Origin of the sequence: Crenobacter oryzisoli (genome assembly GCF_030385785.1) — a bacterium.
Taxonomy (GTDB): Bacteria; Pseudomonadota; Gammaproteobacteria; order Burkholderiales; family Chromobacteriaceae; genus Crenobacter_A; species Crenobacter_A oryzisoli.
In genome coordinates this window covers 11,983-25,127 of the sequence record NZ_JAUEDK010000014.1, presented here as the reverse complement: position 1 = coordinate 25,127, position 13,145 = coordinate 11,983, and the positions used below count along the sequence as shown (strand labels likewise).

Sequence of the window (13,145 nt, the reverse complement as noted above, 5' to 3'; positions counted from 1 at the left end):
TTCTAGAACTGTGTTCCAGTTTTTTTCAAGCGGTAATCGAAGGGCAGGCAGGCCAATGCCCCTACCTGTCATTGACACCGCGGCGGAATCGGCTTCAGATAAGCCTTTCCCTACCGACGCTGTACGACATTGGATACCACACCCGACCGCTCTGCCGAGACCTCTCCCACCCCAACCCGCCGCAAGAACGACCCGGAAGGCATGCGCCGCCGCATCCTGGAGGCTGCACTCGACGAATTTGCCCGCGCCGGTCTAAGTGGCGCACGACTCGACGCCATCGCCGAGCGCGCGCAGACCAGCAAGCGGATGGTCGTCTACTACTTCAAGAGCAAGGTGGGCTTGTACGTTGCAGTGCTCGAAAAGGTATACGGCGACATCCGCGAGGCCGAGCAGGAGCAGCACATCGAGACGCTGACGCCGGTTGATGCGGTCGCCCGGCTGGTCGAACTCTCATTCGACTACCAAAGCACGCATCCGGAATTCAACCGACTGGTCAGCATCGAGAACATCCATTACGCGCGCCACATCGCCAAATCGCGTCGAATCCGCAATGACAACCGCAGCGTGATCGACGCAATCGACGCAGTGCTCGCACGAGGCCGCGCCGCCGGCGTGTTCCGCGACGATGTCGACGCAATCGATCTGCACCTGTTAATCAGCGCGCTGTGCTTCTTTCCCGTGTCCAACCGCCACACCTTCGCAGTGCTGTTCGGCCGCGACCCGGCGGAGGACGCCAATCGGGAGCGCCACCGGCGCATCGCGGTCAACGCGGTGCTCGCCTACCTGACGGCCAAGTAAAAAAAGCGGACGTTCCCGGTAATGCCGTTCACTTAAGCCGTTCAGTCCGGATTTTAGCTTCGAAGAACGCTTGGAAGTAACAAAAAAGCACCGTTTTTCCACCTTGGTGGGCGGTGCTTTTTCCTTAAGTGAACGGCATTAGGACGTTCCCGGCCGCTTTTATCTTGGCGAGCGCTCAGGCACCCATCGCCGCGAAATGCGCCAGCATCCGATCGGCGTCCGGCTCGATACCGGTGAAGAGCCGGAACGCGCCCACCGCCTGGAACACCGCCATACCGCCGCCGTTGAGCGTGCGACAGCCAAGCGCGCGCGCCGTTTTCAGGAGCTCAGTCTCGAGCGGGAAATACACCACCTCGGCCACCCACAGTTCGGGACGCAGCAGTTCAGCCGGCAGCGGCATACCCGGATGACCGAGCATGCCGACCGGGGTCGCGTGGATCAGGCCGTCGGCCTCGGCCATCTCGGCGGCCAGGTCGCCCGCCACCACCGCGCGGCCGGCGCCGAAGTGAGCGCATAGACGCTCGGCCAACGCGGCAGCGCGTTTGGGGTCGGTGTCGACCAGCGCCAGACGCTCGACGCCGAGCGTCAGCGCCGCGTGTGCCACTGCCGCGCCGGCGCCACCGGCACCCAGCTGCACCACGCGGCGGCGCGCCACGTCCTGTAGGCCACGCTTGAAGCTCTCCGCAAAACCCCACCAGTCGGTGTTGTGGCCGATGCGCTTGCCGTCCTTGTAGACAATGGTGTTGACCGCGCCGATGGCGGCCGCATCCTCGGACAGCTCGTCGAGGAAGGGAATCACCGCCTGTTTGCACGGGTGGGTGACATTGCTACCGGCGAAACCCATCAGCTGCTGCGCGTCGAGCAGGCGCGGCAATGCGTCGGGCGTGAGATCGAGCACGTTCAGGTCGACGAGCTGGTACAGGTAGCGCAGCCCCTGCGCGCGAGCTTCCTGCTCGTGCAGATACGGCGAACGCGACGCCTGGATACCCTCGCCGATCAAGCCGACGAGCCAGGTGCGGCCCGGTTTTACCACGAGGGTGTTGTCGTTTTGCGTGCTCATGCTCAAGCTTTCTTCAACAGGGTGGCGAGGCGGCGGATGGCGAGACCATAGCCCTCGGTGCCGAGGCCGCAGATCATGCCGACGGAGACCGCCGACACGTAGGAGTGATGGCGGAACGCCTCTCGGCGGTGGATATTGGAAATATGGACCTCGATCACCGGACCTTCATAGGCGCTCAGCGCGTCGCGCAGCGACACCGAGGTGTGGGTCAGGCCGCCCGGATTGATCACGATCGCGTCGAAATCGCCGCGCGCCGCGTGGATCCAGTCGATCAGCTGGCCTTCCCAGTTGCTCTGCTTGCATTCAACCGCGAGGCCCAGCGCCTTGCCGACGCTCCGACAATCGGCCTCAACGGCGGCCAAGGTCTCGCCACCGTAGACCTGCGGCTCACGCGTGCCGAGCATATTGAGATTGGGGCCGTTCAGCACCAGTACCTTAGCGCTCATGCCAGTCCTCCTTCGGCGACTACGCCTGCCTGCCATCGTTTCATGATTCTTCTCCTTGGTATGCCTGCGCCACCGCTATGGCAGCGATATTGTACCCACTGGTACATAAAAAAGGTAAAACAAGGCCACGCGCCATTCGGCGCGTGGCAACACTGCATTCGTCTTCATGCCTCAGCCGGGTACGCCCGTCAGTGCGATGCGCCCCCAGTCAGTTTGCCGACCAGCCAGTCGACCGATTGCGCCGCGCGCCGCGCCACCAGCGCCGGCGGGCACTGCTGGTAGTCATCGTTGGCGACTTCGAACGCGTACGCGCCTCGGTAGCCGGCCGCCTCGAGCCGCCCAACCATCTCGAGCAGTGCGACGCTGTGCTCGCCCTCCCCGGGGAAGAAACGGTGGTGCAGGGAGATCTCGACCATCTCGTCGAGTGCCGGCACGTAGTCGCACATCGCGTCCGACAGCTGCACCAGAAACAGCTTGTCCATCGGAATGCGGTACATGTCATCGAGCGGCAGGCCACGCGCAAACAGGTGGAAGGAATCAAGCACCAGCCCGACATTCTCGCGGTCGGCTAGTTTGACCGCGCGCCACGCAGCCTGGTAGTCACTGACATGCCGCCCCCACGCCAAAGGCTCGTAGCCTATGCGGATGCCGAGCGGCGTCGCCAGCGTAGCCAGCAGGCGCAGGTGCTGTGCGATCACCTCCGGTTCACCGCTAGCCTGAGGCGATGTCGACGACGACACCAGCAACAGGTCGGCGCCGGCCTGCTGCATCATCCGCAGCATAGACTTGGCGATGTCGATCTTGTAGTCGAGGAAGCGGCCAGCCAGGCCCTCGAAATCGCGCAGAGCCTCAAAACCGCAGACGGCGAGGCGGCTGTCGTGTAGGCATTGAACCGCCCCATCGAGTCCGCCGGATTGCTCGCCGACCAGATCCTTGGCGCGCAGCGCCACGCGCGTAAAACCGGCATCGGCGGCGGCGCCCAGTTTCTCGGAGAGTGAACCGGCCAGCGAGGCAGTGTCGATTGCAAAGCGGGTTCTATCCATGGTCGGCGGCGCCTTCGTCGCGTGTGGAACACAATTCGAAACTGATGCCGCCCGATTCTGGCAGCGTGTGCAGCACACGTGGCGCACTCGCATCGGAATGTAGCACCTCGCCCAGCCGCACTCCTCGTTCGGCCAATGTCGCCGCACAGGCGTCAAGGTCGCCGGCGCAAAGCCGCACCACGCGCAGCCCTTCCGTTTCGCCAGCCTCCTCCAGACGCAGGCGGACCTTGCCGCAGGCGCTGACTACACGATGCGATCGCGGCCCCGACTCGGCAAGCTCGCGGAAGCCGAACAGGTGCACATAGAAATCGAGCCATTCCTTGACCCGGCCAGGGCTCACCGCCTGCACCAGCTCGGCGATGCCTTCAATACCCGCTTCGCACACCGCCGGCGCCTCCAGCGGCAGGAAGTCGACGTCGTAGATCGAATGGTCGCGGTAGCGGTCGACGAGGTAGATCAGCGAACCGCCGACGCCCTGGAAAGCCGGAATGCGCAACTCCATCACGCCGGTCTCGGTCTGCACCTCCCAGGCGCCGAGCTCGCGTGCGCGGCACGTGGCCAGTGTCGCGTCCCGCACGCGCAGCGCGACCGCACACAGCGACGTACCGCGACTGCGAGCGTACTGTTGTGCAAAGCTGTTCGGCTCAGCGTTGACGATGAAATTGATGTCGCCCTGACGGTAGAGAAAGACATTCTTTGAACGGTGCTTCGCGACCTTGGCAAAGCCCATCGCCTCGAAATCCCGCCCAAGCTTGACCGGATCCAGCGCGGCAAACTCGACGAACTCGATGCCATCGGTGCCCATTGGGTTATCTTGGGAGAAGGCAGCGTCAGACATGTTGGCCTCGGATTCTCAGACAGGCGAGCGGACTACAAAGTCCGTTTATCGCACAAAATTGCTTTTATCGAACAAATTTAGATTCTGCAGGTACAAGGCGTCAAGAAAACAGACAAGAAAACGTTCGGCTATCGAACCGAATTGCTGCGCGCCGACCGGCAGGCCCTGGCACCCGCGGTTGAACACGCGGCGGGCGCGGCATAGGGCGGAGGCGCCGATGGAGCCGGGAAGAACGGCCAGATCCTTCTTGCTTGGCGCTCAGCGCCGCAATCTGGCTGTTTCGTACCACCGACTTCATCCATCTTGAGGCAGTGGCTTGGTCCTGCCCGTGACCGGTGAATGGTTAGGCGCTCGGGAAGCAAGGCCCATGGCTGCGCGTCAGCCTGTCCACCCTCTGCAGCATTTCCGGAATGCGGTAGTCGCCCGGCATGCGACGGACCAGCTCCGCCGCCACGCTTCTTTCGAGGCCGACACTCGTTACAAAAAGAGGACGCGTCGATCGGCCACGATACACCCGCTCAACCAGCGCCGACCCAGCGGCCGCTCCGAAAGCCGTCTTCGCGATGCCAATGACGGGAATGCGACAGCCCATCGCCTCATAAAGATGCGCCCCCAAGCCAGGCCTTCCTTCCGGTGAAAGCCAAACGTAGCCATCGACCACCAGGATTGAGAGCGGCATAGGGACCCGCTTCAATACGGCCAGCAGGCAAGGCAGCTCGCGCCGGTAAAAGTGCCCCGGCTCATACGGAAGAACATCATCGACGTCGCAGACGAAGGTGGCATGCGGAACGTGGTCTTCCCAAGAGGTCGCCACGACGCATGCTGCACGCACTTTGTTCTCCCGGTAGCCCACATCGAGGAACGCGATCATGCGACAGGCCCCAAACGCATCAACGCTAAAAGCCGCTCACAAAGCCCAGCGAAGCGGCTCCGGCTGGGCACGCTACCGCAAACAGTACAGGTAGTACGACAAGGCAGCGAACAGCACCGGTAAGCTTCTGTTTGCGGCTCTACATGCACGGGACTGATAAATTATAAGTCTATGCGGAAACGACTCTATTTCGGCCTAATGCTTTTGCCTGGTAGAGGGCACCATCAACCCTCATTATCAGGCTTTCTGTCGTTTCATCATCTTGATGCTGAGCGACACCTATGCTGACTGTCACTTTGGGAAGGTGGGGAACTTGAATTTTCTCGACAGTTTTCCGCAGGCATTCGGCCAAATATACGGCGTTCTCTAACCTCGTGTGTGGAAGAAGAATGACAAACTCTTCCCCTCCCCAACGGCAGATCGAATCTGTTTCGCGAACACGAGCTTCGAACGCCTTGGCGAGTGTGACAAGGACCTCGTCTCCGACAAAATGCCCATACTGATCGTTGATAACCTTGAAAAGGTCGGCATCCAGCAAGATCAAGCTGTAATCGATGTCATACAGCTGCTTTTGCACCCGCGCCTGTTCAAGCAGCAACAGGAGATGGCGCCGGTTCCACAACCCAGTTAGCGGATCCCGTAGAGCGGCACGCTCCAACTCGGTTTTGAGCCGCTTTTGCTCAGTAATGTCGTGGATGACGCAGAGCATCAGGCGTTTGCCATCGTGCTCCACTGGCCCGGCGTAGGTCTGTACATCACGCAGGCTTCCATCCGCTAACCGATGCACAAAACTCAGAGGCTTATGGCCGCCAGGAAGTTTGGCGATCTCCAGCATTACAGGCAAAATCTCTCGCCCAATCGCGTTAATTTCCCACGTGTGCTTCTGGGAAAACTCTGCCCGAGAATAGCCGTAAAAACGGGTTGCTGCCTCGTTGGCATCGACGATTCGTCCTTCGCTGGCTGGGTCAATCAGCAGCATAGGCGCCGAATTCGTCCTAAAGAGCATTTCATAGAAATGGCTCTCATTGCCGTTTTGGGTAAGGCTAGGCTCTTCTCTAGACCGAACAGGTGCCTTGAGTTCCCCTGATATGACTCCTTCGACCAGAATTGCGTCTGGTTGCCCGCCTATTCTGAGTGAAGATAGGCGACAAGAGAGTGGGACTCGATTGCCTCCGCGTTTGACGGTCCAAATTTCAATAACCTGTTCTCTGGACAAGATGAGAGGCGTGTAAGCAGTCAGTTCTTCATGAGTATGAGCGGAAAGGCTTCCATGACGCATTTCCTCAACAGTAAGGTCGCCAGTCAGCTCAATTGCAGCACGGTTGGCGAGGAGAATCTCTTGGGCTTCCGGCAAGACAATCCATACTGGCGTGCAAAGCGCATTCAGTATTTCAAATAAATCCATAGGTATCGGCAGTGCAGCCCTCGGAGGGGTCAGGGTCACGTTTGGCATACTTAATGGCATTCCCGATGTCCTCTCAAAAGCTGCACGATGGGTAACTTGCTGCCGTTTTCGATTCGAAGTGCAATTTTCGCTGTAGCGGAGAACGGCGCGGACACACAACTCCACTCCACCTAACCCAAGCCATTGCCGAGCCCTGTCCGCTCGGGGCCCAGCTGTGCCCATGAAACTCAGATGCGTTTGAGCTGCCACAATGGATCGATAGCGACCATTTACCTACTACTATGGCATGGATATTCGCTTTGGCCGAGTGGTACCCCTTCGAAACGGTCCTGAAGACCGTCTGTCAAAGGCCCGGACCAGGCCGGACAGTTACCCTTCGACCGAAACCTACCCTGGATTGCGAGAGAGCGAGGAAACGTGAAGCCCCCTCTCCTGCCCTTCACCCGCCTCGCTGAGGTGTAGCAGCATTACGAATGAGGCTTATCAGGTCTAGGGCGCTCGCGCTAAGCGTGCTTTCGCTGCGCCGGAGCAGGCCGACCGGCTCCTCGGTACCGACGGTCGACAAGTCCAGCCTAGCAAGCAGGCCTTTCTCCAGGTCGTCTCGCACCGCACCGGAGGACACGCACCACACATAGTTGAAACGCTGCACCATCAGCCGCGCAAGCGATACCGACAGCATCTCGACCACGTTGGCCGGCAGCCTGAGGCCTCGCGACTGCAAGAAGCTCTCGGTGTTGTGACGTGGCACCGTGCCGCGCGGCGAGACGATCAGCGGATAGTCGAGTACCGCCTCGAGCGACGCCCCCCCATCGATAGCCAAGGGATGGCCGGGCCGGGTGACCAGCTCCAGCGGCTCGACGAACAACAGCTCGAAGCTGACGCCGACCATCAGCTCGGGGTCAGCCATGCGACCTATCGCAAAGTCGACCTCTCCAGCCTTGAGCATGGCCAGCAGCATTGCGTTGGCGGCGGTCTGCACCACAACCCGGGTGTTGGAATTGGTCTCACGAAAGGCGCCGAGCGCATTGGGCAAGAGATCGAGCGCCGCCGTCGGCAGCGTGCCAATCGACACCGTCGCCAACGTTGGCGCCTCCTCTGGCCCGATCGCACGGCCGGCCGCGCCGAGTGCCTCGAGCACGCCGACCGCGTGCACGAGAAATACCTCGCCCTGCGGAGTCAAGGTAGCGCCGTGTCTCCCCCTTTCCAGCAACCGTGCGCCGACCAGCTCTTCTAGTTCGGACAGCGTTTTCGATACCGCCGGCTGGCTCAGTGTCAGCTTGGCCGCAGCGCGCCCCAGGTTCTGCTCCTGTGCGACCGCGACAAAGCAATGGAGATGACGTAACCGGATTCGGCTCTGGAAGAGGTTTTTTTGCATAGCCATAAGTTATGAAATGGCTACAGTCTTTGCAATACCGATGAATTTTTGTCGCATGCAGAGAGAGGCGACGGAGAAAAAACAGGAGGCCACAGGGTCGTGATGCGGCCTCCACAAGATGCAGAGAGGGAGTAAGAGGAATTCGCTGTGGGTCAGATATCGAAGAACACCGTCTCGTTATCGCCCTGGATGTGCACGTCGAAGCGATACACCACTTCGCCGCCCCGTTCCTCACGCTGGGCGATCAGCGTCTTGCGGCGCACCTCCCATTCGATGAGGTTCAGCACTGGGTCCTTCGCGTTTGCGTCGACCTCGTCAGAGAAGTAGATCCGCGTGTTCAGGCCAATATTGATGCCGCGCGCAACGATCCACAGATTGACGTGCGGCGCCATCAGCCGGCCGTTGCGCCCCATTACCGCACCGGGCTTGACTGTCTCAAAGCTATAGACGCCGGTCTCGAAATTGGAGCAAGCACGACCCCAGCCGCGAAAATCGTCGTCGAGCGGCTTGTCTTGCTTATCGGCCGGATGGTTGTAACGGCCGGCGGCGTTGGCCTGCCAGATCTCCAACAGCACGTCGCGCAGCGGCGTGCCCGAGCCGTCGATTACACGGCCTTCGATGCGGATGCGCTCGCCCTTCGTGCCCGGGCCGACGAGCACGTTGCCGAAGTTGTTCTCGAAGATGTCGAAGCCAGCCTGGTGCGGCGCAAGGCCGATGTGGACGTAGGGGCCGGCGGTCTGCGACGCGGTTTCTTTCAGGTAGTTGAACTGGTTGACCATTATTTGCCTCCCTGCAGGTGGTTCTCGAACAAGGTCGCGCGAGAGCCGCGCAGCACGATGTCGAAGCGATAAGCGAGGCTGTCAAGCTGGATGGCGGCGTTGCGGTCGAGCGGAGCGATCAGCCCGCGCACTGCTTCTTCGTTGTTGATCGACTTGACAATCGGGCAGGTCGCGATCAGCGGGTCGCCCTCGAAATACATCTGGGTGATCAGGCGCTGCGCGAAGCCGTTGCCAGAAATCGAATAGTGGATGTGTGCCGGCCGCCAGTCGTTCACGCGGTTGCGCCACGGATACGGGCCGGGCTTGATGGTACGGAAGAAGTAATAGCCGTTGTCGTCGGTCAGCACCCGGCCGCAGCCACCGAAGTTCGGATCGATCGGCGCGATGTACTGATCTTTCTTGTGACGATAACGACCGCCGGCGTTCGCCTGCCACACTTCGACCAACGCGTTCTTCACCGGTCGACCGTTCTCGTCGCGGACGAAACCGTGTACGACGATGCGCTCGCCAATAGGCAGGCCATCCTTCGCGTAGTTGAGAATCAGGTCATTGTCGAGCGGGCCGAGTTCGTCCTGGCGGAACACCGGGCCGGTGATCTCCGACAGCGAATTTTGCAGCGAGATCAGTGAATTGCTCGGTGAACGCAGCACACTGGTCTTGTAATCGGGTGCGTATGCAGGCGGGTGCACGCTGCGGTCACGCTGGTAGAACTCTCCATAGACATCGCTGGAGCGGGTCATGCGCTTCTCCTCATAGGCTTTGGTTCTGTGGCGACAGGCAGGCTGCACGACGTAGGGGTCAGCGCTGTTTGTCGCTGAAACCAGTCTATGCGGCATTTTTTATTATGAATAATGAGATTAAGCGCGAATTTCCATAAATTTTCTTGATGCAATGAGCGCCGCCAAGCGCTCTAACACAAACAAAACAGACCGTACGGCAAAGCAGCGCAATAACACAGGAAGCGTTTTGTTAGCGGCCCTCAGCCCTCACGTACGGCGCCAGAGCATACTGACCGGACAAGGCTGTCCGTTTTTTACCAGTATTTCTCGAACAGCATGGTCCCGGCCTGTCCACGCCGGCACGGAGCAAACTGGCGCTCGTTCAGCAGCGCCCTCATACCGGAGGTGAATTCTGGGTTGCCGCACACCATGACCCTGTCGCGCACCGGATTGATCGGGGTCATGCCCAATTCGTTCGCCAGCCGCCCCGAGCCGATCAGTGCCGGGATGCGTTCGGACAAATAGCCGGTGCCGGGTTCACGTGTGATGACAGGCAGATAATGGAAGCGGCCATCGAGCTGCTGTTGCAGCGCCCTGAGCTCGTCGTCGTACGCCAACTCGGCGCGTGCTCGCACGCTGTAAACCAAGATGACCTGTTGATACTTGGCGAAGATGCCCCCCTCTCTCAAGAGCGAGATGTAGGGCCCCACTCCCGTGCCGGTTGCCAATAGCCAGAGCACCTCGCCAGGGCTCAAGCTTTCCTCTAGAAAGAAGCCCATGGGATTACGGTCGATCAGGATGACGGACTCGACGGTGAGTTCGCCGAGCAATGGGGTCAAACGGCCTGACGGAATAATGGAAAACAGGAACTCCAGTTGCGGCTGGTCGGAGGACGACACGATCGAGTACGGCCGCCAGAGGGGCCGCTCGAAGCATGGCAGGCTAACGCGGGCGTAGTGACCGGGGCGAAACGCATAGTCGCTGGGGCGGGTCGTGGTGATCGAGAGAGTCCGCGCCGACCAACGGCGAAAAGCGATGACGGTCTCCAAATGGCTGGCGCCGATATCCATGACACTCCCCTTCCCGATGAGTCTCTGCCATTTCAAGGATATATGGCATTCAGACCGGAGGTCGACATGGGGTGCTTGCTCATCGGCAGTAACCACGCCCCCTGCGCCAGCCCCCTGGCCAGTGATCGCCTCATCCGCACCGATCGGTACACCTTGCCACGGGTACGGCCGCTGAACTCCTATCATGAAAGCATCCATGGCGATAAAGGAGCGTATCATGGTCAAATTTGTCGCGATCCCAGGCACCACCGCCTATGTGAATCCATCGCTGGTCACCAAGGTCGAGCTGAGCAGTCCCTCGCCCGGCGGCCCGCCACAGACCACGATCTACCTGGCTGACCACACCACCGTGTCCACCGGGATGAGCGTCAAGGAAGTGATCGCGCTGCTTGAGCACGAGCAGCCGTTGCACTGATAAGCTCCCTTCCACTTCGCCGGCAGCCCGCTGCACTACGTTATACTCGGACGTTTGCCATCGGCCACGCCTGGAGTATTTGTCGTGCGCCGTTCGGCCACCACCTTGCCCACGACGCCATGATCCGTACTCCTACCATCGCCGAGTTGCCCCAAGTCTTCGCCATCGAACAGGACGTGTTCCAGTACGCGGTCTACCCGCCGTTCCTCTTCCGCCAAGCGCTCGACCTATGGGGCGAGTGGCTGCTGATCGACGATGACTGCGCCAACGGCTTTGCCGGTTACGCACTCGGCGCCCCGTCGCTGGACGACCACGAGGCGTGGCTGTTGTCGCTGGCGGTACGCGCCAGCCATCGTGGTCGTGGCGTCGGTGAGCAGCTGACCCGTGCACTACTCGATTCGCTGCGCCGGCGAGGCTTCCGCTCCGCCCTCTTGACCGTCGACCCGGCCAATGCCGGCGCAGTCCGCCTGTATCAACGGCTGGGGTTTGCGATCGAGCGGGAAGAAGCCGAATACTTCGGGCCGGGCGAGCCGAGGCTGGTGATGCGCGCTCAGCTTGGCTAAGCCGCCCGATCCCAGACAAGGAAGGCGGTGCCCGGTACCGGCTTCGTGCTTTCCGGCCACACGCAAGGTTGAAGGCCCGACCCGCGCCCTTGAGGGTGCCGCTCACTGACCGCTGGGCGAGCGGTCAACCTTCAACCAGCCGGGCACTCAACAAGCGCGCCAGCCCCAGCCCGCCGGCACGCATCACCACGTCGTGGTTCCAGCGGAACAAGGGCCGTGCAATCGGTTCCAGCCAGTTCATCCAGCGCTTGCCGGTCTGCACCTGCCAGTCATAGCGCACCACGGTCAGTTCCCCATCGCGGGAGAACTGCCAGCATCCCCGACCGTCCAACTCACCGCAGGCCACCCCCTCCAGCGCGACCAGCCGCTCGATCCGGGTCACCCGCATGTCAAAGCTAAGCCGGTACGGTAGCACGCTCTTCCAGGTGTAACGGTGCACCGCCCCGATGCCACGCTCGTCACCCGGCGACAGTTCGAGCACCTGTTCGACTCCCGGCCACCAGTCTGGCCAGCGATCGGGGTGGTAAATCGCCTCCCACACCGCCTCCAGCGGTGCCTCTACCCTCCACCAGGTCGTCAAGCGGTATTCAGCCATGGTCCGCCAGCCCTTCTAAAACAATTCGAATCCGGCTCAACCTGCAAATGCTTTATTACACGAGCCCATCCCTGGAGTGTCGCCCCCGCTGATCAAGCTGCAGCTATACAGCTCTTGTTGAGCCTTGACACAGCTCAGGGATTGAAGAACTCATCAGGAAACGGCTCCCCCAGCACCACGTCGTCCATCAACACGCATTCCAGCCGATTGCCGCGCAGGTCATAGCTGGCCACCTTGACGGGGAACAGGCTTTCCTCGGCCAGCCAGACCTGATAACGATGCACGCCGGATACGGTCCTCCCTGGAGCACCTGTCACGACCAGCGGCTTCGCCTTCCAGCGGCCGATCCGCTCATCATCGGCCACAGCGATGCTGCCGCCATCGGCTAGCGCCAGCAGATTCGCGAGCAAGGCGCCGGCGTCGGAGCGGTCGACCCGGTGCTCGTGCGCCCCGCGGATCAGCGGGTTGTCCGGTGCCAGCGTCAACACCGGCAAATTACCCAGACCAAATGGCCAGAGCCGCACCTTGCCCGTGCCTGGCCTGTACACCAGAACCGCTCCGGCATGTGGCGTGACAAACTCCATTCGTACCAGCCCCGGCGCACGATAGTAAAAGCGCACCACCTGCAATGCGCCGTTGCTGCCTGTTGTGGAGCGGATAGTCACCCGATAACTGCCGAGCGCGGCGAACCGCTGCTGCGCTGCCGCAATCAGATCGGTCGAACCGGTTGACTGGGCCTCCGCCTGCATGGCTATTCCTCCACATCCAGATACCCGCTCATCCCCTCTTCTCTGTGGCTCTTGAAAAACAACAGCTTGTTCGGACAATAGAACAGGTACCTGCCGACCCGCTTTGGGGTAAAGGTGACCGTCTGCGCCTTGCCCCCCAGTTTCAGCTCGGTAACCTTGTCCCCCTGCGGGGTTTCCAGCACAAAAGCGTGTGGAATCAGCCCCGGCTCGACACGTACCGAGAGCTCCACCGGCACATTGACTCGAGCAATGATGCGATTGGGCCTGAAGAAATAATTGCCGCCGACAATCGCGATACGCTGCACCCCATCTGCATCGGTCGTCGCCCGATAGAGCGCCTCCTCACCAGAGGCGAACAGGCTGGCGGCGGCCAGGACCGCCGCCAGTAAAGCCAGGATTGCTGTGCGCATCGCACCTCC

The 13,145-nt window shown here is 61.0% G+C and carries 16 protein-coding genes; 3 read left to right on the top strand and 13 right to left on the bottom strand.

The genetic code is table 11. The annotated features are described in order from the left end of the window. Positions 1–129: 129 nt before the first annotated feature. Positions 130–798, top strand: coding sequence for a TetR/AcrR family transcriptional regulator (locus QU481_RS09675; protein WP_289829755.1), 669 nt, complete (start codon positions 130–132; stop codon positions 796–798). A 175-nt stretch (positions 799–973) separates the two neighbouring features. Here the strand turns inward: QU481_RS09675 and QU481_RS09670 are convergent, their stop codons facing one another. The 10 genes from QU481_RS09670 to QU481_RS09625 form a co-directional block, all read right to left on the bottom strand. Next, on the bottom strand, positions 974–1,858 hold the full coding sequence (locus QU481_RS09670) for a shikimate dehydrogenase (RefSeq protein ID WP_289829754.1): 885 nt from the start codon (positions 1,856–1,858) through the stop codon (positions 974–976). A 2-nt stretch (positions 1,859–1,860) separates the two neighbouring features. Further along, on the bottom strand, positions 1,861–2,304 hold the full coding sequence (aroQ, locus tag QU481_RS09665) for a type II 3-dehydroquinate dehydratase (protein WP_289829753.1): 444 nt from the start codon (positions 2,302–2,304) through the stop codon (positions 1,861–1,863). A 188-nt stretch (positions 2,305–2,492) separates the two neighbouring features. Next, positions 2,493–3,347, bottom strand: coding sequence for a sugar phosphate isomerase/epimerase family protein (locus QU481_RS09660; protein ID WP_289829752.1), 855 nt, complete (start codon positions 3,345–3,347; stop codon positions 2,493–2,495). Continuing rightward, positions 3,340–4,185 carry a 4-hydroxyphenylpyruvate dioxygenase family protein gene (locus QU481_RS09655; RefSeq protein WP_289829751.1) on the bottom strand — a complete coding sequence of 282 codons (846 nt, stop codon included), beginning with the start codon at positions 4,183–4,185 and terminating at the stop codon, positions 3,340–3,342. Before QU481_RS09655 ends, QU481_RS09660 begins: the two co-directional genes overlap by 8 nt. A 343-nt stretch (positions 4,186–4,528) precedes the next feature. Next, positions 4,529–5,056, bottom strand: coding sequence for an endonuclease V (locus QU481_RS09650; protein ID WP_289829750.1), 528 nt, complete (start codon positions 5,054–5,056; stop codon positions 4,529–4,531). Positions 5,057–5,225: 169 nt separating this feature from the next. Then, positions 5,226–6,500, bottom strand: coding sequence for a sensor domain-containing diguanylate cyclase (locus QU481_RS09645; protein WP_289829749.1), 1,275 nt, complete (start codon positions 6,498–6,500; stop codon positions 5,226–5,228). 400 nt (positions 6,501–6,900) lie between these two features. Continuing rightward, on the bottom strand, positions 6,901–7,836 hold the full coding sequence (locus QU481_RS09640; RefSeq protein ID WP_289829748.1) for a LysR substrate-binding domain-containing protein: 936 nt from the start codon (positions 7,834–7,836) through the stop codon (positions 6,901–6,903). A 152-nt stretch (positions 7,837–7,988) separates the two neighbouring features. Further along, the gene (pcaG, locus tag QU481_RS09635) at positions 7,989–8,615 is read right to left on the bottom strand and encodes a protocatechuate 3,4-dioxygenase subunit alpha (protein WP_289829747.1); all 627 of its coding nucleotides are present in this window, start codon (positions 8,613–8,615) and stop codon (positions 7,989–7,991) included. After that, the gene (pcaH, locus tag QU481_RS09630; RefSeq protein WP_289829746.1) at positions 8,615–9,355 is read right to left on the bottom strand and encodes a protocatechuate 3,4-dioxygenase subunit beta; all 741 of its coding nucleotides are present in this window, start codon (positions 9,353–9,355) and stop codon (positions 8,615–8,617) included. The genes pcaG and pcaH overlap by 1 nt, the downstream gene beginning before the upstream one ends. 293 nt (positions 9,356–9,648) lie before the next feature. Then, positions 9,649–10,404, bottom strand: coding sequence for a ferredoxin--NADP reductase (locus tag QU481_RS09625; RefSeq protein ID WP_289829745.1), 756 nt, complete (start codon positions 10,402–10,404; stop codon positions 9,649–9,651). A gap of 217 nt (positions 10,405–10,621) precedes the next feature. Here QU481_RS09625 and QU481_RS09620 point away from each other — a divergent pair, with 217 nt between their 5' ends. Together QU481_RS09620 and QU481_RS09615 are read left to right on the top strand one after the other, a co-directional pair. Then, complete coding sequence (locus tag QU481_RS09620) at positions 10,622–10,819, top strand: hypothetical protein (RefSeq protein ID WP_289829744.1); 198 nt, start codon at positions 10,622–10,624, stop codon at positions 10,817–10,819. A gap of 119 nt (positions 10,820–10,938) precedes the next feature. Then, a complete protein-coding gene (locus QU481_RS09615; protein ID WP_289829743.1) occupies positions 10,939–11,382 on the top strand; it encodes a GNAT family N-acetyltransferase in 444 nt (147 codons plus the stop codon). Between the two features lie 124 nt (positions 11,383–11,506). Here QU481_RS09615 and QU481_RS09610 read toward each other — a convergent pair whose 3' ends face one another. From QU481_RS09610 to QU481_RS09600, 3 genes are all read right to left on the bottom strand, one after another. Further along, complete coding sequence (locus QU481_RS09610; RefSeq protein WP_289829742.1) at positions 11,507–11,977, bottom strand: SRPBCC family protein; 471 nt, start codon at positions 11,975–11,977, stop codon at positions 11,507–11,509. Between the two features lie 134 nt (positions 11,978–12,111). Beyond that, positions 12,112–12,726, bottom strand: coding sequence for a LolA family protein (locus QU481_RS09605; RefSeq protein ID WP_289829741.1), 615 nt, complete (start codon positions 12,724–12,726; stop codon positions 12,112–12,114). A 2-nt stretch (positions 12,727–12,728) separates the two neighbouring features. Beyond that, complete coding sequence (locus QU481_RS09600; protein WP_289829740.1) at positions 12,729–13,136, bottom strand: cupredoxin domain-containing protein; 408 nt, start codon at positions 13,134–13,136, stop codon at positions 12,729–12,731. Positions 13,137–13,145 lie beyond the last annotated feature (9 nt).